This is a genomic window from Cupriavidus sp. F041 (assembly GCF_057814235.1).
Map to the genome: position 1 here is coordinate 60,511 of NZ_JBVASY010000001.1, position 20,466 is coordinate 80,976.

The 20,466-nt window shown below is 63.1% G+C and carries 17 protein-coding genes; 7 read left to right on the top strand and 10 right to left on the bottom strand.

Going from position 1 to position 20,466, the window contains the following annotated elements; genetic code table 11:
* Positions 1-144: 144 nt before the first annotated feature.
* Positions 145-2,091 (bottom strand): hybrid sensor histidine kinase/response regulator, encoded by a 1,947-nt coding sequence (locus ACZY0R_RS00290; protein ID WP_488856625.1) that lies wholly within the window; start codon positions 2,089-2,091, stop codon positions 145-147.
* A gap of 554 nt (positions 2,092-2,645) precedes the next feature.
* Here ACZY0R_RS00290 and nthA point away from each other — a divergent pair.
* The 5 genes from nthA to ACZY0R_RS00315 all read left to right on the top strand — a co-directional run bounded on the left by nthA (position 2,646) and on the right by ACZY0R_RS00315 (position 6,739).
* Positions 2,646-3,338 (top strand): nitrile hydratase subunit alpha, encoded by a 693-nt coding sequence (nthA, locus tag ACZY0R_RS00295; RefSeq protein WP_488856626.1) that lies wholly within the window; start codon positions 2,646-2,648, stop codon positions 3,336-3,338.
* A complete protein-coding gene (gene nthB / locus ACZY0R_RS00300; protein ID WP_488856627.1) occupies positions 3,335-4,006 on the top strand; it encodes a nitrile hydratase subunit beta in 672 nt (223 codons plus the stop codon). Before nthA ends, nthB begins: the two co-directional genes overlap by 4 nt.
* Positions 3,999-4,388: a nitrile hydratase accessory protein gene (locus ACZY0R_RS00305; RefSeq protein ID WP_488856628.1), complete on the top strand. Its 390-nt coding sequence runs from the start codon at positions 3,999-4,001 to the stop codon at positions 4,386-4,388. The genes nthB and ACZY0R_RS00305 overlap by 8 nt, the downstream gene beginning before the upstream one ends.
* A gap of 254 nt (positions 4,389-4,642) precedes the next feature.
* Positions 4,643-5,239 carry a GTP cyclohydrolase II gene (ribA, locus tag ACZY0R_RS00310; protein ID WP_045238727.1) on the top strand — a complete coding sequence of 199 codons (597 nt, stop codon included), beginning with the start codon at positions 4,643-4,645 and terminating at the stop codon, positions 5,237-5,239.
* A gap of 162 nt (positions 5,240-5,401) precedes the next feature.
* Positions 5,402-6,739, top strand: a complete 1,338-nt coding sequence (locus tag ACZY0R_RS00315; RefSeq protein ID WP_488856629.1) for a sensor histidine kinase — start codon at positions 5,402-5,404, stop codon at positions 6,737-6,739.
* A 33-nt stretch (positions 6,740-6,772) separates the two neighbouring features.
* On the opposite strand, the gene cqsA is transcribed toward ACZY0R_RS00315, so the two are convergent.
* The 4 genes from cqsA to ACZY0R_RS00335 form a co-directional block, all read right to left on the bottom strand.
* Positions 6,773-8,095, bottom strand: a complete 1,323-nt coding sequence (gene cqsA, locus ACZY0R_RS00320) for an alpha-hydroxyketone-type quorum-sensing autoinducer synthase (RefSeq protein ID WP_488856630.1) — start codon at positions 8,093-8,095, stop codon at positions 6,773-6,775.
* 884 nt (positions 8,096-8,979) lie between these two features.
* Complete coding sequence (locus ACZY0R_RS00325; protein ID WP_488856631.1) at positions 8,980-9,399, bottom strand: hypothetical protein; 420 nt, start codon at positions 9,397-9,399, stop codon at positions 8,980-8,982.
* A gap of 160 nt (positions 9,400-9,559) precedes the next feature.
* The gene (locus ACZY0R_RS00330; protein WP_488856632.1) at positions 9,560-10,093 is read right to left on the bottom strand and encodes a GGDEF domain-containing protein; all 534 of its coding nucleotides are present in this window, start codon (positions 10,091-10,093) and stop codon (positions 9,560-9,562) included.
* Entirely contained in the window at positions 10,065-11,264 is a 1,200-nt protein-coding gene (locus ACZY0R_RS00335; protein WP_488856633.1) for a site-specific integrase, read from the bottom strand. Before ACZY0R_RS00335 ends, ACZY0R_RS00330 begins: the two co-directional genes overlap by 29 nt.
* Before the next feature lie 136 nt (positions 11,265-11,400).
* Between ACZY0R_RS00335 and ACZY0R_RS00340 the strand changes: the two genes are divergently transcribed.
* The gene (locus ACZY0R_RS00340; RefSeq protein WP_488856634.1) at positions 11,401-12,369 is read left to right on the top strand and encodes a DNA-binding protein; all 969 of its coding nucleotides are present in this window, start codon (positions 11,401-11,403) and stop codon (positions 12,367-12,369) included.
* Positions 12,370-12,460: 91 nt separating this feature from the next.
* Here the strand turns inward: ACZY0R_RS00340 and ACZY0R_RS00345 are convergent, their stop codons facing one another.
* Positions 12,461-13,330, bottom strand: a complete 870-nt coding sequence (locus ACZY0R_RS00345; protein ID WP_488856635.1) for an alpha-amylase family protein — start codon at positions 13,328-13,330, stop codon at positions 12,461-12,463.
* A 688-nt stretch (positions 13,331-14,018) separates the two neighbouring features.
* Here ACZY0R_RS00345 and ACZY0R_RS00350 point away from each other — a divergent pair.
* Positions 14,019-14,966, top strand: a complete 948-nt coding sequence (locus ACZY0R_RS00350; protein WP_488856636.1) for a hypothetical protein — start codon at positions 14,019-14,021, stop codon at positions 14,964-14,966.
* Between the two features lie 169 nt (positions 14,967-15,135).
* Here the strand turns inward: ACZY0R_RS00350 and ACZY0R_RS00355 are convergent, their stop codons facing one another.
* The 4 genes from ACZY0R_RS00355 to ACZY0R_RS00370 form a co-directional block, all read right to left on the bottom strand.
* A complete protein-coding gene (locus ACZY0R_RS00355; RefSeq protein WP_488859456.1) occupies positions 15,136-16,017 on the bottom strand; it encodes a type VI secretion system accessory protein TagJ in 882 nt (293 codons plus the stop codon).
* Positions 16,018-16,168: 151 nt separating this feature from the next.
* The gene (gene glmS / locus ACZY0R_RS00360; RefSeq protein WP_488856637.1) at positions 16,169-17,998 is read right to left on the bottom strand and encodes a glutamine--fructose-6-phosphate transaminase (isomerizing); all 1,830 of its coding nucleotides are present in this window, start codon (positions 17,996-17,998) and stop codon (positions 16,169-16,171) included.
* A gap of 306 nt (positions 17,999-18,304) precedes the next feature.
* On the bottom strand, positions 18,305-19,960 hold the full coding sequence (locus tag ACZY0R_RS00365; protein WP_488856638.1) for a DUF2334 domain-containing protein: 1,656 nt from the start codon (positions 19,958-19,960) through the stop codon (positions 18,305-18,307).
* A gap of 10 nt (positions 19,961-19,970) precedes the next feature.
* The gene (locus tag ACZY0R_RS00370; RefSeq protein WP_488856639.1) at positions 19,971-20,453 is read right to left on the bottom strand and encodes a hypothetical protein; all 483 of its coding nucleotides are present in this window, start codon (positions 20,451-20,453) and stop codon (positions 19,971-19,973) included.
* Positions 20,454-20,466 lie beyond the last annotated feature (13 nt).

Sequence of the window (20,466 nt, forward strand, 5' to 3'; positions counted from 1 at the left end):
CGGGTGGCGCCTGATCGGGTTCGGGCGTGATGTGGAACTGATTCCGCATATGTCTCTCCTGGGTCTGTAGCGCGGCCGGTTGCGGGGTAAACCGAGTTGCGGTCATAGGCAAGGGCGGGGCAAGCGCCTGGCTCAGGCTCGGGCTCAGCTGGCTTCCCCCGGTTCATCCAGGATACGCGACAGCGCCTCCAGGTCCACCGGCTTGACCAGGTGGCGATCGAAACCGGCCTGCGTTGTACGCTGCCGGTCCGCCGGCTGGCTGTAGCCGGTCAGCGCCACCAGGCGTACGTGCTGCAATTCCGGGATGGTCCGCAGGCGCCGGGCGATCTCAAAGCCGTCCATGGCCGGCATGCCGAGGTCGAGCAAGATGACGTCGGGCTGGGTCTTGACCGCGCGCACGATGGCGGCGGGACCGTCGATGGCGGTCACCACCGTGTGCCCCATGGCTTCGAGTGTAAGGGCTATGGCCTCCAGCGCGTCGATGTTGTCGTCCACCACCATCACCGTGCGCGGCGTGCCCGGCGGGGACCTGAGCTTGCCGACCTCTGGCCGCCAGCTCTGCCAGGGCTGGGCGGGCAGTTCCACCACGAAGGCGCAGCCAAGGCCAGGGCCGGCGCTCTCGGCATGGACATTGCCGCCATGCAGCTTGACAAGCTTTTGTACCAGCGAGAGCCCGATACCCATGCCCTCCTGTCCGGCGGCGGCAGGGCGCTTGTCGCCGTGATGCGCCGTGGCCGGATCGAAGATGGCCTGCAGCGCTTGCGGCGACAGCCCGGGCCCGTTGTCCCGCACCTTGACGGTAAGCAGGCTGCCGTCGCTCGTGACTTCAAGCGCGAGCTGGCCGTCCGGCTGCGTATATCGCGCGGCGTTGTGCAGCAGGTTGCTGAAGATCTGGGTCAGCCGCACCAGGTCTCCGCGCACGGGCATCGGTCCTTCCGGTACGCTCAGCCGCAGCGAGTGGCCACGCGCGTCGATCAGCGGGCGCACGGCTTCCACAGCGGTGCTCAGCGCCGTGCGCAACTCGACAATATCGTCGCGCAGCACAATACGGCCCTGGGTGAGGCGCGAGATATCGAGCAGGTCGTCGACCAGCCGGGTCAGGTGATGCAGTTGGCGGGCGATGATGTCGCGGGCCTTGAAGGTCTCCTCGCGCGTGGGTGCGCACCGCATCAGCAGGTCGGCAGCGCTGCGCATCGGCGCGAGCGGGTTCCGCAGTTCGTGGGCCAGCATGGCCAGGAAATGGTCCTTGCGGTGGTCTTCTTCCAGCAGCATGCGCTCGGCGCGCTTTTGCGGCGTGATGTCCTGGCAAATGCCGGCCACGCGATAGAAGACGCCCGCCGTATTGCAGACCGGGAACGCGCGCGCGCGGACTTCGCGCACCACGCCATCGCCCCGCACCAGCCGGAACTCGGCATCCATGTGGCCGTCCGCCATCATCGCGCCGAAGGCCAGTTCCATGCGTTCGCGGTCCTCGGCCTGCACGCAGTCCAGCCAGGTGCGCGGGTTGTGCTTCAGTTCCTCCAGAGGACGGCCCCACAACCGCGCGAACGACGGGCTCATGTACAGGAACTGGCTCTCCGCCGGATCGAGGATCCACAGCGCATCGGAAAGGTTCTCGGTCAGCTGGCGGAACAATTCCTCGTTCTCGCGCAAGGCTTGCGAGGACTGGCGGCAAGCTTCCTCGGCCTTGCGCATGCGCAGCAGGGCCTTGATGCTCGACACCAGTTCCTCCGCTTCCACCGGCTCGCTCAGGTAACTGTCGGCGCCGCCATCGAGCGCCTGCACGCGGTGGCGCGACTCGGTCAGCGCGGCAGAGGTCTGCAGCACCAGAGTACTGGCGGTTTCGGGATCGCTTTTGATCAGCCTGCACACTTCCAGCCCGTTGATGTCGGGCAGATTCACATGCAGCAGCACCAGGTCCGGGGCGTGCTGGCGGATCAGCGACAGCGCGGCCTGTCCGCTCGCGGCCTCCAGCACGGAGAAGCCGGCGCGTTGCAGGATGCGGCCCTTGACGTAGCGAGACCCGTCGCTGTCGTCGACATTGAGGATCAGGGGCCGCCCGGCGGCGTCTGGAGAGGGCAGAATGTTCATGGCAAGCTCAGCGATATTGGGTATCGAACGAGGCGGCCGGACGCGCGCGCGCGGGGTAATGGGCGGGGATCACCGGCGCATCCACGGGGGATGCGCCGGTGATATTGATGATGGCAGGTTCGCCTGTAAGAGCTTGTAAGAACTACAAGGAAGTCCGGGCTCTCATCGGTAGATTCTGCATGTAGTGTTCGCGCCACGAGTCTCCCCTTGCTGAGCGCAATGCCTGGCGTTCCTTTGCAGGCCAATGTTGGCGGGCGAGCCACGCAACCAAGCCAGTCCGCTACGGCTCATGCGGCGGGCGGGATCGCAAAAATCGCGCAAAAGCCGTGCCCGCGTGTAGACACCTGGACACCAAGACACCAGGGGACGCCCGGAATGCGGCGGCAAGGAACGGTAACGTGCGCGCGGCGCCGCCGCCGCGGGCGCCTTCACCGGATGCCGTGCCACCGGTGAGGCCGGCGCCGCGCAGCCATAAGCGGCCGGATTGCCAAGTGCAGCAGGCGCGACCATACTGGCCGTTCCGCAGTGTCAGAGCCAGAACGAGCCCAACGCCGATGCGCCAGGATCCTCCCCACCCGCCGAACTCCCTGCAGGAAAAAGCGGCCGCTGTGCATGGCCATGACCATGAACACGGCGGCAGCACGCTGTCCGAGATGGACCTGCGCGTGCGCGCGCTGGAATCGCTGCTGGTGGAGAAGGGTTACGTCGACCCCGCCGCGCTGGACATCCTGATCGAGACCTACGAGCAGCATATTGGCCCGCGCAATGGCGCGCGGGTGGTAGCCAAGGCCTGGCGCGACCCGGCCTACAAGGCCTGGCTGCTGGCGGACGCCACCGCGGCGATCGCCTCGCTGGGCTTCAGCGGGCGCCAGGGCGAGCACATGATCGTGCTGGAGAACACGCCCGAGACCCACAATATGGTGGTGTGCACCTTGTGTTCCTGCTATCCCTGGCCGGTGCTTGGCCTGCCGCCGGTCTGGTATAAGTCCGCGCCGTACCGGGCCCGGGCGGTGATCGATCCGCGCGGCGTGCTGCGCGATTTCGGCTTCACGCTGCCGGACGCGGTGCAGATACAGGTGTGGGACTCCACAGCCGAGCTGCGCTACCTGGTGCTGCCCATGCGTCCGGCAGGCACAGATGGCTGGAGCGAGGAAGCGCTGGCCGCGCTGGTCACGCGCGATTCGATGATTGGCACCGGGCTGCTACCCGACATCGTGGCGCCGGCAACGGCAAAGGAACCGGCATGAACGGCGCGCAAGACCTTGGCGGCATGCAGGGCTTCGGCCCGGTCCGCCCCGAACCCGGCGAACCTCCGTTCCACGCCGAATGGGAGCGCCGGGTACTGGCGCTGACACTGGCCATGGGCGCGGTCGGCAAGTGGAGCATCGATACCTCGCGCGCGGCCCGCGAAAGCCTCCCGCCAGCGCAGTACCTGGGCAGCAGCTACTTCGAGATCTGGTTTGAAGGGCTCAAGACCCTGCTGATCAAGACGGGCCTGGCCGACGCCGGGGAGATCGCCAGCGGGCATTCCAGCGTGGCGCCGGTCCCCCTGGCGCGCATCCTGGAAGCGGAGCAGGTAGCGCCCGCCCTGGCACGCGGCTCGCCCAGTGCGCGGCCGGCCACGGCCGAGGCGCGCTTCCACCTGGGAGAGCGGGTCCGCACCCGTCAGATGCATCCCGCGGGCCATACCCGGCTGCCGCGCTATTGCCGTGGCCGGCAAGGCGAGATCGTGGCGGTCCATGGCGCCCATGTCTTCCCGGATGCCAGCGCGGCCGGCGCCGGGGACCAGCCGCAATGGCTGTATACGGTGCGCTTTGCCGCCAGCGAACTGTGGGGCGCAGATACCACCGCGGCTTCGGTCAGCGTGGATTGCTGGGAGCCTTACCTGGATCCGCTGGAGGCTGCTCATGGCTGAGCCCATTGCCACCCCGCCGGCGCCGCCGGCCACCCTGCAAGCCATGCGCGCCGCGTTGCCGGCCTTGCCGTGCGACAGCACCGGCCCGGTCTTCCGCGAGCCATGGGAAGCCCAGGCCTTCGCCCTGGCGCTGGCGCTGCATGAACGCGGCGCCTTCACCTGGACCGAATGGGCAGCCAGCCTTTCCCAGGTCATCCGCGATGCCCAGGCCACCGGGGACCCGGACACCGGCGAGCATTACTACCTGTTCTGGCTGACCGCGCTGGAACAGATCAGCGCCGCCAAGGGCCTGGTCGACCATGCCGCGCTGCTGGACCGGCGCGACACCTGGATGGCCGCAGCCCGGCGTACCCCGCACGGGCAGCCAATCGAGCTTGGCTGAGGCAGTTCGCGGCAGCCTGGCCTGGACAGCGTTATGCTTGTTCCCTGCGCGGCGCGCAGAGTGGAGCCGGCTTGCCGGCCGGGAGGTTCAAGGCGGACTTCCGGGCAGACAGGTATGGCTGCTTAGAGCGCCAGATCAAGTGCCGAATCACGCGCCGCCTGCGGTCCGGCCCCGCTCGTGCTACCGTAGCGGGCTAGACGCTGCAAAGCGCCCCGATGCCGTGCCACCAAGGCCGGCGCCAAACTCCGACTGACATGACTGACACAGAGATCCAGCTGATCGGCTCCGCCCGCCTGCCGACCCGCTTTGGCGAATTTACCGCCCACGCCTTCAAAGGTGCCGTTTCGGGCACCGAACACCTGGCGCTGAGCGTCGGCGATATCACCGGCGAAGCCGTGTTGACCCGCCTGCATTCCGAATGCCTGACCGGCGACGTGTTCGGCTCGTGCCGCTGCGACTGCGGCGAGCAACTCGACTTGGCGATGAAGAAAATCGCCGAAGAAGGGCGCGGCATCCTGCTCTACCTGCGCGGCCAGGAAGGGCGCGGCATCGGCCTGGGCCACAAGATCCGCGCCTATGCGCTGCAGGACGGCGGGCTCGACACGGTCGACGCCAATCTGGCGCTGGGCCAGGAAATCGATAGCCGCAACTACGCCTTCGCCGCCGACCTGCTGCACCAGTGGGGCGTCAAGTCGATCCGGCTGATGAGCAACAATCCCAAGAAGAAGCAGGCCCTGGAAGCCGCCGGCATCACGGTGGTGGAGCAGATGCGCCACATCGTGCCGTCCAACGCCGAGAACGAGAAATACCTGGAGACCAAGCGCGAGCGAATGGGGCACCTGCTGGACTGATCGCGCCAGGCTGAGGCCGCAGGCCAGCGAGCCCTGGGGCCAGGCCGGCCGCGAAGGTGGGCCCGAGCAACTAAAAGCGCACAAAATCGGCAAGCTAACCGATTTATCCGGCTACACTTTCGTATCAGCGCCACCATCCACAGCCATTAGCCGGTTCTCAACATGCTTGCCCAGATTCAACGCAGTTGCGGTGAAAGCGCGATGCGCCTGCGCCGGGTGCTTGCCAGGGAAGTTCATCTGGACATCCGCCAACCAGCGCAGGTCAAGCGCATCCGTCTGCTGGGCTGGCTCGCCTTCATCGGGTTTCCGACCTTCTACGTGGTCTGGAAATTCGTCTTCCCCCAGCCGTATGAAAGCCTGACCCTGCGGCTGGTGGCGATGGTGATGTGCCTGCCACTGATCGTGAGTCGCGACTTGCGGGAAAAAAAGTGGCTACCGTTGCACTTTTGGGTGACGCTGACGTACGCGCTGTCGTTCTTCTTCGTCTACATGTATCTGATGAATCACGGCAACCTGGTCTGGTCCCAGTCGCTCGTGATTGCCGTCATCATCCTGTTCAACTTCAGCGGCTGGCTGGGCGGCGCCACCTCGCTGCTACTGGGCACGGCGACGGCCTGGCTGGTCTACAACTACGTCACCCCGCCGCCCGCGGCGCTGCTGGCGGTGAACTGGCCGATGGAGCTGCCGATCATCGGCTTCACCATCTGCACCATCGCCGTGCTCAAGATCGACCAGCGCATCCTGATCCAGGAAAAACTCGACGGCATGGCGATTGCGCTAGGCACCGTTGCCCACGAACTGCGCACGCCAATCCGCAGCATCGGCTCGACCGCGCTGGGCATGGGCCGCTACCTGCCAGGCCTGATCCGCTTTTACGAGGAAAACGAGACGCCGGAGAACTCGCTGAACCTGCCGCGTGCGCATTTCGGCTTGCTCAAGGATGCCTTGCCGCGCATCCAGTTGGAGGTCGACCGCATGAACCACGGCATCGACGTGCTGCTGGTCAAGGCGCAACAAGGGCCCAGCGAGCATTTCCCGCTGGGCCAGGCGATCGAAGAGGCGCTGGCGCGCTATCCCTTCGAACCTGGCCAGCGCGACCTTGTGCATGCCGACCTGTCGACGGATTTCCCTATTCACGCCGACCAGAAGCTGATGGTGATGGTGCTGTTCAACCTGCTCAAGAACGCCCTGCATGCGCTGGCGCGGGCAGGGCACGGCGAGATCCGGCTGCACATGGAGCTAGGCACCCGGCGCAACCGCCTGATCTTCCGCGACACTGGCACAGGCGTGCCGGAGCGCGAGCTGTCGTCCATCTTCAAGCGCTTCCATACCTACCCGCGCAACGAGGGCACGGGCATCGGCCTGGCGTTCTGCAGGGAGACGCTTGAAGCCTGGGATGGCCGTATCCACTGCAGCTCGGTCGAGCACGAATATACGGAGTTCGTCCTCGAATTCCCGCCAGCCACGCCGCGCCGTGAAGGCGCAGGCACCGCTGGCTGAGGACCGCGGGACGCGGCGGCCTCTCGCCGGCGCTCAGGCCGTGCCGTGCAGCGCTTCCAGCGTCTCGTGCAGCACGGACTGCCTGGCCATCGGCGGCCGTGCCACGGCCGCGCGCGGCTTGCGCTGGGAGGAACGCCAGCCGGCCAGGTTCACCTCGTCGCGGATTTCCGCGCAGACCTGGATCAGCCGCTCGATTTCCACGGCGGTCAGGCAGGCGTGCATGGTCAGACGCATCAGGGCGCGGTCGCGCGCCGTGGCCGGCGCGCAGAACACGGCGCCAAAGATGCCGCGCGATTGCAGGGCATTGCGCAGCACCAGGGTTTGTTCCTCGGTGCCGGATTCCAGCGCAATAATCTGCTCGGACCCTGCCGAGACGTTGTATCCCAGCCCGGACAAGGCATTGCGCACCTGCGCCGAGACCGCGTGCAGCTGTGTGCGGCGTTCATCCGCCTCGGCAATGAAATCCGCGGCGGCGTCAAACCAGGCCAGTTCATGTTGCAGCAGGCCCGAGCTGAAAATGGCCGGGCGCGATTCCGCCGCGAAATAGCCCTTGAACGACGAAGGGCATGTGACCAGCCCGGCACGGCCGCCGAAGGCCTTGGCCAGGCTGGCGGTCTGGAAGTGAACCCGGCGCGAGAGCCCGAGCTGCGCGACCAGCCCGGCGCCGGCCGGGCCATGGGTGCCCAGCGAGTGCGATTCGTCGACCACGATCACGCTGCCCGTGCGCTCGGCCACCTCCACGAAATCGGCCAGCGGGCAAAGGCTGCCATTGGTGCTGTAGACGGAATCCACCACGATGATGCCCGGGCCATCCTTGCTGATCTGGCGCTCGGCGTGCTCGGCATCGTTATGCATGAACGGCACGGCACGCGCACGCGCCGCGTGGGCGCCTTCCCATAGCGACATATGGGCCAGCATATCGAGATAGACCGGCGTGCGTTCATTGGCGATGCTTTGCAGCAGCCCCACATTGGCCGCCCAGCCTGACTGGCACAGGATGCTGTCCTCCGCGCCGCTGAATGCCGCCAGCTTGCGCTCGAGCCGGCTGGTGGGATTGTCGCCGTACTGGAAGACCGCCGACATCAGCAGTTCGCTCTCCGGCCCGCGCATCGCGGCGGTCTGGGCCCTGACCAGCTTCTCTTCGCCAAGCAGGCAAAGGTAGTCATTGCTGGAAAAATGGACGGCATCCGGTCCGGGTTGCCGGCCGTGCAGCAAATGGCTGCCGCCCCAGCGCTTTTGTACCCGCTCGACCTCGTGGCCCGCGACCCGCTGGGTGACGAATTCCGGCCAGGCGGCCACTGAGGCGGCGTGGCAGGTACGGCTAGTTTGCAGGCGACCCGAGTCCATATTGATCATTACATTCCCCTAGGAGGTACTCCGACAAAAAATTCGGCCAAATGGCCGAAGACCGGTCGTGGCAATGCAGGCGCTGCCCGCGCCCTTTGTTTGCATGTATGTTCCGGGGCGGGCGAGGTGCCTGTTACGTCTTTCGAAATTCGAGTTTCGTGATGCGCCGACAAGCTATTCTGCCGTGTGTCGGGGAGTTCGCCTCGTTCACTCGCGCACGACTGGCGTGGCAAAACCACGCTTGCGGTCACGCGAGGGCCGCGGCGGCAGTATCCGCGGGGTGGGGCGGACAAGATTCAGTTGAAGATATTTTTCCGGAGTGGGTCCCGGCGCCCGGCGGAACATCTCCGGGAAGCCAGTCGCGCTGCCTTGGTTGGCGTCACTTAGTCGATAAAAGCGCTTAATTTGCCACTTTATAGTAAGACTTGGCGGGAACCGAAGCATGGCCACGGTACAGCGTGGCCGGCGCGCACTACATCGTGGCTGGGTCAGCCTGCGCACCGGTGGAGGGCCAGTACCAAGGCGTACCGCGCAACCACGACCTGATCCGCGACGTGCGCAACCGTTATCGCGCGACCTGAGGCCTGGCGCCCGGCCTGGTCGGCCGGCACGGTGCTCATCCAGGATTGGCATCCCCCCGGAAAGCCTTCTAAGATCAAAGTCCACCCCATCCAGGACCAGACAATGAGCAAGCCCGCCGCCCCGGCTCCGCCGGCTTCACCACCGCCCAAAGTTGCACCTGAGCCCGGCAGCAAGGACGACCATGTGGAAGACGAGTTGGATGAAGCGCTCAGGGAGACCTTTCCCGCGAGCGACCCGATTTCGGTGGACCATGGGAGCCCGGCCCGGCCTCGCAAATAACCGGCGCGCCGCGCCGTCCGGGCCGCGTGTGCCTAGACCAGTTGCCGCAACTGCGCGACGACCTTCATCAGTTGCCCGTGCGCGACGATTACGCCGGACTCGTCCTGCAGGGCTTGCTGGTAGCGATCGCGAAACGCCTGGTCGCTGTTGGGGCCGAACAGCTTCTCGGTGGCTGCGGCAACCGCGCGGCAGGTTTCATCATGGTGCTCGGGCGCATCCAGTTCTTCGTCGATCTCGATAATCAAGCGTGACAGCGGATCGAGCCAGCGAAAATAGGTCTCCTCGGTCACAACCTGCACGAACAGTCCAGCCGGGATCGGGCCATGCAAGCGCTCGTACTCCGTGCGATTCAGTGCGATCACTTCCTTGTGCACTTTCAACAGAGCGGCACGCAACGCGCGCAGTCCACTGCGGCGATCTTCCTGCTTGGCGAGGAACTGTTCGTGTGGCATATCCCTTCTCCTATTCCCATTTCTATTCGCGTTCCGTTCCTGTTCTTTCGGCCTGGAGCGCGGGGGCCGCCTTGCGGCCCGCTAGTCAGTATAGGCAGGTGAGCAAGGCTGGCGGCAGCCCCGCACACTCGGGGGCATCCCTGATGGATAGTTTGCGAAATCACTGAATCCGGCCGGCTTCCGCCATGGGTTGCGGGTGATGGCCAGCCTTCCGGAAAGCCTTGTTCTCGTACATGGAGGCATCGGCCTCGGCAAACAGCGCGGCGATGCCATCGTGGCGCGCGGGCTCGAACTGGATGGCTCCCACGCTGAACTCGATGGCATAGCCACGGGCGGCGTGCCTGTTGAGCGCCGCCATCTCAGCCTCCAGGCGTGACAGCGTGGCGCTGCACACGGTGGCATCGGTGCCGGTGAGCAATGCCACGAACTCATCGCCGCCCAACCGGCCAACCACGTCGGAGTCGCGCAGGGCGTGGCGCAGTTGCGCCGCGAAGGCGGACAGGGCACGGTCGCCCTCCGCGTGACCGAAACGGTCATTGATGGTCTTGAATCCATCCGGGTCGAAGAACAGCAGCGTGGCAGCCTTTTCCAGCCGCCTGCAAACGCTGAGCGCTTGTTGCGCCAGCGCGCAGAACCACGGCGGTTGGGAGCGGGCCGGCGGCAATTCAGCGCGGCGCGTCCTTGTCGCCTTCATCCTGGGTTTGACCCGCTTCCTGGCCTGGATCCGGCACGCCGATCAGGTCCGCCGCCGTCGAGCGCCGCGCGTCCGCCGCCCGGAAATACCGCACCAGCGTAGCCACGCTGGTATGCCCGGTCATGGCCATGGTCTCTGCCAGCGGCACCTGCCGTGCAGCCGCCTCGGTGACAAAGCCTGAGCGTAGCGAGTGCGCCGAGAAGTCGCCCTTCAGGCCTGCCGCCTCGCAACGCTGCTTGACGATTTTGCGCACGGCGGCGTCCGATAGTGCCTCGCCAACATGGCCCCCCCGGCGAACACGCCGGAAGATGGCGCCCTCGCTAAGCGCCGCCGCCTGCAGCCACGCCTCCAGCGCCGCGCCCGCGGCGCCAATGACCGGCTTGTCGTTGTCCGGCAGATCCGCGCCGGCCTGGTTGGTCTTCGACCAGCCCAGTAGGTAGACGAACTCCCCGGGTGCGATGCGTGTGAGGTTGGCCAGCGTAGCGCCCGCCACCTCCGAACGCCGCCGGCCGCCGCTGGACCAGGCAAACAGCAGCAGGGCACGGTCGCGCAGGCCGATCAGCGAATCGTCGCAGGTTGCCAGCAGGCGGGACAGGGGTTCGCGTGTGAGCGCCGCCTTGCGCGCCGGGCGCTCGCCACGCTTCGCGTAAGCGCGCCGCGTGCGCGATACCAGTTCACGCACGGCAGGGTCCGCGCAAGGGTTATCCGCGTTCTCCAGCCGGTGCGCCTTGGCGATGACCGCCAGCCGGTGCATCAGCGTGGCCAGCGCGGGTGGGCCGGCGCGCGCCTTGAGCCCGCGCGCCACCAGCGCGGCATCGATCGCCGGCGGCAACGCACTCACCGGCCCCTGCGGTGTGGACCGGGTGGCGTGGTCTACCACGAACTGGATAACGACCGCCGGCAGCAAGGGAAGGGCGATCGGCTGGCCGTAGCGCAGAGCGAACCAGCCCGCCCAATACCGTAGGGCGGAACGATAACTGGCCACGGTGTTGGCGGATTCTCCCTCGCGGTACAGCGCCTCGGCGGCCTGGCGGCCAAGCGGATCGAGTTCGGACGGGTGAAGCGGCGCAGGAAAATCGGCATGAACGGGCGTCAGGCTGGAGGATTCGGGGCGTTTGGGCTGGCTTTCGGCGGGACTGCCCGGAAGCGGCTGCGATTTGCGAGTGATCATAATAAATATGATGTATGCTGTATTAAATTATACATCAAGAACGGATAAGGCGCGATAACTATTCCTTATCGAGCCTTATCTAAGTGGCGCGACCAGAACTCGCCGAAAAACTTGCCCGACCATGCAAATTGCCAACATGCCCGCCGCAACGCGCTCCCGCTCCATCACCCAACAAGATGTCTGGCAGGCCGCCGATGCCTTGCTGCTGGCTGGCCAGCGGCCCACCATCGAACGCATCCGGCTGCATCTGGGGAGAGGCTCACCGAATACCGTCAGTCCACACCTGGATGCGTGGTTCGCGGGGCTAGGCGCGCGATTGCAGGATCCGCAAGCCTTTGCCGCTCCCGCAAACCTGCCGGACCCGGTGAACCAAGCGGCACGCTATCTTTGGGATGCGGCACAGGCCGAAGCCAGGGCCAGCGTAGCGGCCAGCTTTGCATCGCGGGAAGCCACGATGCAGCAGGCGCAGGAAGCCCTGGAAGGGGAGCGGGTCGCGCTCGCCCAGGAACGCGCCATCCTCAAAGCCAGACTGGAAGCCGCCGACAGCGCCCTGGCCGAACTGGCCCGCGCCCGCGACGAAGCCAGCGAACGCGCGGCCCGTGCCGAGGCGCAGTTGCTGGCGCAACAGGCAGACAGCGAAGCCCTGCGTGCAACGCTGGCACGCTCACATGAAGAAAAAGACTCGCTGCTGCGCGATACGGCGAGCCAGCGCGCCGCCTGGGACAAGGAGCGCGAGACCATGTCCGAGCGCTTTGGCGCCAACGAACGGCGCATGGCGCTGGAACTGGATGCCGCGCGCGTAGCGTCCAGGGAAGGGCAGCGCTTGCTTGAGAATGAGCGCAAGGCCGGTCAGCAGAGGCTGGCGGAAGCCGCCGAGCGTGCCAGACGGCAGGCTGAAGACGCTGCACGGGTGGCGAATGCGGCGGCGGTGCTGGATGAGCGGGTCAGGCAACAGGATGGCCTTCTGGCTGAGTACCGGCAGCTGCTCGATAGCCGCGCGGAGGCGGACGCGGATTCCGCGCGGGCCGGTAGCACGCCGGCGCGGCAGGGTGTGGCCAGGGCCAGACCTCTCAAGCCGGCGCGGCGGCCACGTTTCAAGGTTTAGAGACTGCGCCCATGCGCATGGCGTAGCCGTTGCCGGAGGCAGCGCGCGTCGCAGGCTACCAGCATGCCTGGCTGGCGCTGCGCAATTCACCTCAGGCGTTTCCGCACACCAAATGCACATGCCCCCCGTTGTGAAACGTGGCGCGGACTGTGTCCGCGAGTTCGCGAATCCAGCAATCCGCGGCCGCTCCCTCCAGCGAATGAACGCGCAAGCCGTCAATTCGGAAATCAGTTAGCCAGTACATTGCGTTTTCAGTAAAAAATTGCCGCACCTCGGACTGCTGGAAATTAATGGAATTTCCTAATTCATCGCGTTTAAAAAATGGGCTCGCATAACGGAAAAGGTGGTTATCCTCACAGCCGAATTGGTCATAGACGAGGTCCATCAACACCATCATTCCAAGGCCGTGGGCATGGTCCACCAGCGCACGCAGATGATGCGGGCAACCGTATGAACGCTCGGGGGCAAATGGCAGTGGAGCGTGACGCAATTTTTTCGCGGGCGAACTTTGCAATGGCGGTTTCAGGCCGATCGCATTGTATCCGCGTGCCACGAGCGTAGGCAGGTGGTTTAGCAGATCCGCAAAGCTTCGATGGAGCCCGATGTCCAGTTCATGGATGACAGCCGCTTCCATAGGGCGGCCGCGCCATTCTGAATTGCGCCACGCATACTCGCTGGCATCGCAAAGGATGCTTGCACCATGGACATCCACGGCCTGCGCACGCGACGCCGGATCGGGAACCGAGATGCCGTCATCCAGGCGAAACCAATAGCGGCTGCCAGGGCCGCATGGTGCCTCCGCTTCAAGCCAGCCATTGCCGCACTCGTGCATCGGCCTCGGCCCAAGGCCAAGCACTTCGAGGCGCACCGGGCAACCTTGTGCAACGGCGTCGGGCGCCCACAAACGAAAGCGGGTAGGACCACCACCGGAAAACTGAGGACCAAATTGCCATGCGGTCATTTCCATTCCTCCTGCCCGGATCGACACCAACGGTAGTGCAGCCGATCACGGTCTAACGATGTCCTCGACACACGCATCGGCAACGCGAGGACTGTGCTCTTCAGCCTTGGCGCAGCCGATATACGCCAGCTTAAGACAACCGCACACAGATGGCACGACCCTATGTGCGACTAGCAACCAATCAAGCCGCGATGGCCTCGTGCGAGCATCGACGAGCGACGCCCCACGCCTTGCCGATTGCCCGACAATCGCTTGCGCCAAACCTCGCTGCGGTGGATGCAAACCAAGTAAGCCTTGTTAATCGGTTATCATGTCGCCGGACTCCAGCAATCGACGAACAACCGAGTGGCTGCCACTGCGCAGACCGCCTCACATGCCGATAGTGCCGGGTCACTCACACGACGTATGACAGCACTTTTGCTCATACTGCACATATAAAGACACGAGATCTTTGGTGCACGGGAAGCCAAGAGCAAGCGAGCTATCAAGCACGAAATTATCCGAATGCAAGCACCGGAAGGGGCTTGATCACGTTCGGAAATTGCTATTGGATCCGGGTCGACCCCACATTTTTCTATTCCGGGGAATTGACTTGTCCACGATGCACCGGTTGGCGATGCATAGTGGACTGAACGGAACTTTATAGATGAGAAAAGCATTACAAGTATTGAAAGTGGCGATTGCGGCAATGCGCACGCGGACCGCTGCGACCCTGTTCATTGCGCTGGCAGCGGGACTGTCCATGGGCGCCGCGAGCGGCCAGGTGGCGAGGCCAAAAGCCCCCATCTATGGCGTGACGCTGGATGACCTGTCGAACCTTGATGCCATCGTGGCGTCGCTGACGAATCTGCCGTACAAGCCGACGGTGCGCGTGGTGTTCGATCCCGGCACTTCGGCGGCTTCCTACTACAAGGCCCTTGTGAGGTTGCACTCCGTTGCCTATGTGATGGGTGAAATCATGGATTCGTATTACTTCCCGACGGACGCGGCGACGTATACGGCGAGAACCAAGGAATTGGTGACAGGGCTCGCGGGAACCGTGGACGTCTGGGAAATCGCCAATGAGATCAACGGCGAGTGGTTGCGCGCACATCCGGCCGGGACGCGCACGCAAGTGCAGGCTGAAGAGACCGCGATCGGGCAAATGGTTGCTTCCGCCTACGATATCGTGAAGGCCTCCGGCGGCCTGGTGGCCGTCACGCTGTACTACAACGACGACGGCAAGGGTAACAACTGCTACGAGAAGCCCGCCGACTCGTGGCGCACGTGGTCGCAAGCCTTCCTGCCGTCGCGCGTACTGCAGGGGACCGACTATGCGTTGCTCAGCTACTATTCGTACCAGGATTGCACGGGGCTGCAGCCGCAATGGGCGTCGGAATTCGCGCTGCTTGAGAAGATCTTCCCGAACGCCAAGGTTGGCTTTGGCGAGATTGGCACCTCCAGCACCAATGCACCGACCTCCGTCCAGCAGAGCCTGATTACGACCTACTACCCGATGGCCGACCAGCTGAACGATCCGCGATTCATCGGCGGCTATTTCTGGTGGAACTATGCCGAGCAGATGGTCCCTTACCAGACCAGTTCGTATTGGGCACTCCTGCGCAAGACGATCTCGCCATTGCGTGCGCCCAATTGATCTGATTGATCTTCCAGGCCAGGTATCGGGACGATGCAGTACGGCACTGACCGTGCTGGTTCCGAGATAGGTATCACGGCGGGTTGGGGGCGGGTTGGCAGCAATCAATGCCGAGCCGCCCCCGAACAGCCGTGCAGCAGCGCCGCATCCATTCATGATCAGCCTCTCGCTAGTGCGGAAGGTTCGAGTCATTGCGGCCTCCGACATGCGCTTCAAAGCGGATAAATGTCAGGCGGGAAATACGCCATTGACCACCCCGATCGCAGCGAAACTGCCGCTCGCCGAGTCCGGCCTGCAGCTCCCCCCCCAATTGAATCCATAGCGTCGTCTGGCCAAGCTTGAGGTCATCGTCGGCAAATTGCGTGCCGACATAGCGCGCGGGCAACAGTCCTACGAAGCTTTCGCCGCTCCTGAGGCGCACGATAACCTGGCGCCAGACCCGATCCACCAGGGACATGACAGGGGCCAGGTTGACTTCGCAAATGATGTCAAACGGTATCCAGAAGTATCGCCCCCCAAGGAAAATCTCACAGGTCTGCCCAAGCCGAGAGTCGCTATCGATCAACCATCCAAACTTGCCAAGGTTGGTCACGCCCGGGATTTCCGATGGCTTGAGCACTACATCCTCGGGAACGGAGAGTGGCGGCACTGGCCTGCTTCGGTTTATTGCGTGCATCAGTGCAAGCCTCTCCTTGATCAGGTCCTGCGTGCCAGGCAGGGAGCCGGGGTGCGTGGATGGCTCATCGGCAGAGCCTTTGAAGACGTTAGCGCGTTGAACTTCCGCGAAGGCGCAACCGCAGTATCGATCGAAATAGGGTATGAATTCAGGCTTCAAGATTGCGCATCGCTCAAGCATTGCTATGGCAAGCTCCCATTCGCCAACAATGATGCACCATTGAAATGCAATCCAGAAAAGCGACCACGATTGTGGGGTCTTGGTCGCGAGCCGCACTGAATCCCTAAGCAAGGTCCCGATGCTGGGACGCGCAGAGAGAATCGACGCCGCCCCGATCTCGGGCACATAGTCATGCTTATGCGCAATGCGTCGCATACCCAAGTACGATCTGGTGGATCGATCACACCGATTTTTACGCGTGAATGACACGAAACCCCTCTCGCTTGCAAGCTTCGATCCATCGGTACAAGTGCCGAACATGCCCAATGAGAGTGAAGCCAGGGTTTCACCCTGGCTTGATCTCCCTCTATTCAACAGTGACAGATTTGGCCAGGTTCCGTGGCTTGTCGACGTCGGTGCCGCGCCTGCAGGCTGTGTGATACGCCAGCAACTGCAGAGGCACGACGTGAAGGACAGGCGAGAGCAGGCCGTAGTTCTCCGGCATGCGAATGACATTTACGCCATCCGAGGAACCAATCATGGTGTCTGAATCGGCAAGGACGTACAGTTCGCCGCCACGCGCCCGGACCTCCTGCATGTTGGACTTGAGCTTCTCCAGCAACGTATCGTTGGGGGCGATGGTCACAACCGGCATCTGGTCGGTCACCAGCGCCAAAGGCCCATGTTTCAGTTCACCCGCCGCATAGGCCTCGGCGTGGATGTACGAAATCTCCTTGAGCTTCAATGCCCCCTCCAGGGCGATGGGAAAATGCACGCCCCGGCCCAGAAAGAGCGCATTCTCCTTTTGCGCAAGGACGTCCGCCCAGGACATGATCAGTGGCTCGAGCGCAAGCACCCTGATGATCGAAGCCGGCAGGCTGCGCAATTGTGCAAGGATGGCCTGCTCCTGTGTGGGATCGATCCTCCCGCGTTGCTTTGCCAATGTGACGGCCAGCAGGAAGAGCCCAACCAGCTGCGTCGTAAACGCCTTAGTGGAGGCAACGCCTATCTCGGCGCCCGCTCGCGTCAGGTAGTGCATTCCGGCTTGCCGCACGATGGCGCTATCCGGCACGTTGCATATCGCAAGCGTGTGCCCGTGCCCCAGGGACTGCGCATGCTTGAGCGCCGCGAGCGTGTCTGCCGTCTCGCCAGACTGCGAAACCACGACCACGAGCGTGTTGGGATTCGGTACGCTGTCCCGGTAGCGATACTCGCTGGCGAACTCCACCTGGGTCGGTAATCTCGCAATCGATTCGAACCAGTATTTCGCTGTCAGCGCGGAATGGTAGCTCGTACCGCAAGCCAGCAGGCGCAGGGAGTCGATCTGGCTCAGCGCACTCTCGGCGGCAACCCCGAAGAGTTCGGGGCCAATCGATTCAAGATGCTCCGTGCGATCTGCGATAACGGCTGGCTGCTCAAAAATCTCTTTCTGCATGTAGTGCTGGTAGGGAGCAAGCTCCACCGCTCCATTCCATGTGTCCAGTTCCCTGACTTCCCGCGCGACGACGACTCCGTCCCGGTTGAGGATCGTGATGTCGGCGCGCGACAAGGCGACCATATCGCCTTCTTCAAGGTAGATGAAGCGATTCGCACTGCCAGCCAGCGCCATCGCGTCGGACGCAAGATAGTTGCCGTCTTCCCCCAACCCCACCACCAGTGGTGAGCCGCCACGAGCCCCGATCACCATGTCCGGCTGGTCGAATGTGAATACCGCAATGGCATAGGCGCCATGCAACTCCGCCACGGTGCGCCGGACAGCATCGAGCAGACTGGCACCTTGTTCCTGGTGATAGTGATAGTGAACCAGGTGGGCAATGACTTCGGTATCCGTCTGAGACTCGAAGGCATAGCCGCGCTCGCTCAAGGATTTGCGTAGTGCTTCGTGATTCTCGATGATGCCGTTGTGAACAAGCGCAATCTCACCGCAGGAGAAAATGGGATGGGCGTTGCAGGTGGCCGGTGCGCCATGGGTTGCCCACCTGGTATGGGCGATGCCCAAGGTGCCGGACAAGCCCGTCTCCGCTACCTGTTCGGTTAGGCTGGCCACGCGAGACACACTGCGCAGCCGCTGTGGTCTTCCTTCCTTGAGCACTGCGATTCCGCAGGAATCGTAGCCACGGTATTCGAGCCGCCGCAGTCCCTCCAGCAGAGCAGTAGTCACGTTACCTTGCGCAATTGCGCCGACAATGCCACACATGGTAATACTCCTCAAGTCCTTAAGCAGATGATCCACACCGATCATCTGCCGTTCGGCTACCCACGCACGCTGCCCGCAGGCATCGCGGTGCCTACATGGGACGGATTGCGGCAAGTAAGCAACAGAGATCGCGGATCAATTCGATGTCATCTCAGGCGCGGCAATGTGTCGGGCCGATGAAAACGGCCCTTATGCCACGTCGATATTATCTCCCTGCATCGATATATAAAGAATCAGACTCGGCTTGGGCGTGGGGAAGGGAGGAGCAGTACCGCAAGCCACCCGCTACTGCTCCATGTTATTACCTTAGAAGGTACTGGCATCCGCCCACGTATATCCGAGCTGTGTGATCCCCTGGACAAGGCTCTTGAAATCCGCGAATCCCGGCGTGCCGACATCAGGTTCGAGCCAGAATGGGTGGAAGAAGAAGGACGCTACGCTGTCCTGCACGAGTAGTGCATATTGCGCATTGAGATAAAGATCCTGCCACGTGTACGTCAGGCACGAAGTGGGATCAATATTGCAGATGTTGTACTCGATATTACCGAGATTCTCCGGAATGACTTTCTGGCCGTAATAGTCTTTCTTGATGAGGTAGGGGAAGAATTGCCCAACGGAAAAATCACGATTGATTGCCGTGGAGTTCAAGGTCGTCGGATTGTCTGACGTGTAGTAGACCACCCGCTGATAGGTCGTGGGGAACCGCGAAGGCACGGCCTTGATACTGAGCGGCGAGGACTGATAGTGCGGCGCTTCCCAGGCGAATGGGGTAAAACCACCGGCGACCAGCTCCAGACGTCCGCTGTCCAGGCGGCCTCCCGCCCACTGTATCGAATCCTCGGCGACCGGGGTATTTGCGACAGCATTCCAGAACTCGAAATCGTCGCCGCTGACAGCCGTGTTAAGGTTTCGCATGGAGTTGTATTGGTGCGTAAAACCATGCATCACGATTTTCCCGCCGCGAGCCACCGCGTATCTGAGCGCGCTCTTCAGGCCCGTTGCTTGCGCAAAGGGGATGTCTTGCGCGACTCCGCCGTTATATATGCCCAGCGGATCACGGTAGTGCGGGATGGTGGCAACCGAGAACGGTATGTGCTGCCCGACGAGGTAGTCCGAGAGTGTCCTCATGGTGCTTACACTCACCAGCGCACCCACGTCCTCCAGCCTTACCAGGGCTTTGTGACCAGGCGTGCTCGCACGGTTCACCATGCTGAAGAGCATGTCGCAGAGGACCAGGTAGCGATCACGGGGGCCGATGAACGAGAAGGGCATGTCAGCCACGTACCAGAAATTGCCGGAGCGGATGATGTATGGCACTTGCTCGTTCGTCTTGCTGTCCATGATACTGACCAGCACTTGCGCCTTGGTCGCATCGGTGACTGCCGTCACACCAACGTCGGGATCCGCGCGTACGACGCCAGTAGCGGCATTGAAGTCGAAATACTTGAGGAGGTTTTTATTCTTATAGATCACCGTGTCGAAAAATCCCGGCGTCGGATTGCTGGAGGACGGCGAGGAATCAAGCCCTCTCAATCCGCTGAACGAGATACCGTAGCGCTGCGTGAACGGATACGTGGCGTTCCATGCGGCCTGCCAGAGGTTGTATTTGAACCAGACGACTGTCTTCTGCGTCGTGGTGACATCGCTCAGGAACGCCGCAGGCACGCCGGGATTGTCATAGTAGGCGCCGAGATAGAAGGTGGCCTGGTAGTTCTCCACCATCCCTGCCGTGTACTGGTCCACGGGCTTAAGCGTGACAGTGCCGTCAAAGTGGCCGAGCAGATTACCCAGCATGATGGCGTAGGCCTGCCCCAGTTTGCTATACGCGTCGTTGGGCGGTGCATCGTAGAGGACCAGGGCGCTGATCGGCCCTGTTCCCGTCTGTGCGCTGGCGGTTTGCTGCGTTGCGCCGAAACAGAATATGCCTAGTACCAGCGTAATCGCGATCAGTAGTTTTCTCATGATAGTCCCCTCAGTCCCTCGTGAATCCACCAGTGGCGCTATCGAACTTGCCCTGGTTGTAGCCGCCATGCCTATGCCCATGTTCCATTTTCTTCATCTGCTCCGCAGGAACGCCGGGCTCGATCGAGGTAAGGTAGGGCGGACGTGGGGGAGGGGTAACGCGCTTCTTGGAACCCTTGTCATTCTTGCTCGAATCGGCATTCAGCGCGCTGTTCATCGAGTCAATCTGAGTAGCGGTTTGCGCTGCCGGGGTGGTACTGGACTGCGCATGAGTTGTCCCCGCCGCGCAGCCGAGCGAGACAGCGCCTGCCATGAGAAGTAGTTTTATTCGGGTCGCCGTGCTGCGTAGATTTGTCATGATGGTCTCCTTGCGCTGCATAAAGAGGCTGGATTCAAGCCCTTGAACGGGCTGCCCGGCCTGGGTATTCCAATCATCGGTTTCGACGTCGAGGGCCCGTATCGCGGACATCGATCCTAAGCCGTCGAATGACACATCTATGCTGTAC

Coding starts and splice junctions, on each gene's coding strand:
- ACZY0R_RS00290 (WP_488856625.1), bottom strand. CDS start 2,091: ATGAACATTCTGCCCTCTCCAGACGCCGCCGGGCGGCCCCTGATCCTC.
- nthA (WP_488856626.1), top strand. CDS start 2,646: ATGCGCCAGGATCCTCCCCACCCGCCGAACTCCCTGCAGGAAAAAGCG.
- nthB (WP_488856627.1), top strand. CDS start 3,335: ATGAACGGCGCGCAAGACCTTGGCGGCATGCAGGGCTTCGGCCCGGTC.
- ACZY0R_RS00305 (WP_488856628.1), top strand. CDS start 3,999: ATGGCTGAGCCCATTGCCACCCCGCCGGCGCCGCCGGCCACCCTGCAA.
- ribA (WP_045238727.1), top strand. CDS start 4,643: ATGACTGACACAGAGATCCAGCTGATCGGCTCCGCCCGCCTGCCGACC.
- ACZY0R_RS00315 (WP_488856629.1), top strand. CDS start 5,402: ATGCTTGCCCAGATTCAACGCAGTTGCGGTGAAAGCGCGATGCGCCTG.
- cqsA (WP_488856630.1), bottom strand. CDS start 8,095: ATGATCAATATGGACTCGGGTCGCCTGCAAACTAGCCGTACCTGCCAC.
- ACZY0R_RS00325 (WP_488856631.1), bottom strand. CDS start 9,399: ATGCCACACGAACAGTTCCTCGCCAAGCAGGAAGATCGCCGCAGTGGA.
- ACZY0R_RS00330 (WP_488856632.1), bottom strand. CDS start 10,093: ATGAAGGCGACAAGGACGCGCCGCGCTGAATTGCCGCCGGCCCGCTCC.
- ACZY0R_RS00335 (WP_488856633.1), bottom strand. CDS start 11,264: ATGATCACTCGCAAATCGCAGCCGCTTCCGGGCAGTCCCGCCGAAAGC.
- ACZY0R_RS00340 (WP_488856634.1), top strand. CDS start 11,401: ATGCCCGCCGCAACGCGCTCCCGCTCCATCACCCAACAAGATGTCTGG.
- ACZY0R_RS00345 (WP_488856635.1), bottom strand. CDS start 13,330: ATGACCGCATGGCAATTTGGTCCTCAGTTTTCCGGTGGTGGTCCTACC.
- ACZY0R_RS00350 (WP_488856636.1), top strand. CDS start 14,019: ATGCGCACGCGGACCGCTGCGACCCTGTTCATTGCGCTGGCAGCGGGA.
- ACZY0R_RS00355 (WP_488859456.1), bottom strand. CDS start 16,017: ATGCGACGCATTGCGCATAAGCATGACTATGTGCCCGAGATCGGGGCG.
- glmS (WP_488856637.1), bottom strand. CDS start 17,998: ATGTGTGGCATTGTCGGCGCAATTGCGCAAGGTAACGTGACTACTGCT.
- ACZY0R_RS00365 (WP_488856638.1), bottom strand. CDS start 19,960: ATGAGAAAACTACTGATCGCGATTACGCTGGTACTAGGCATATTCTGT.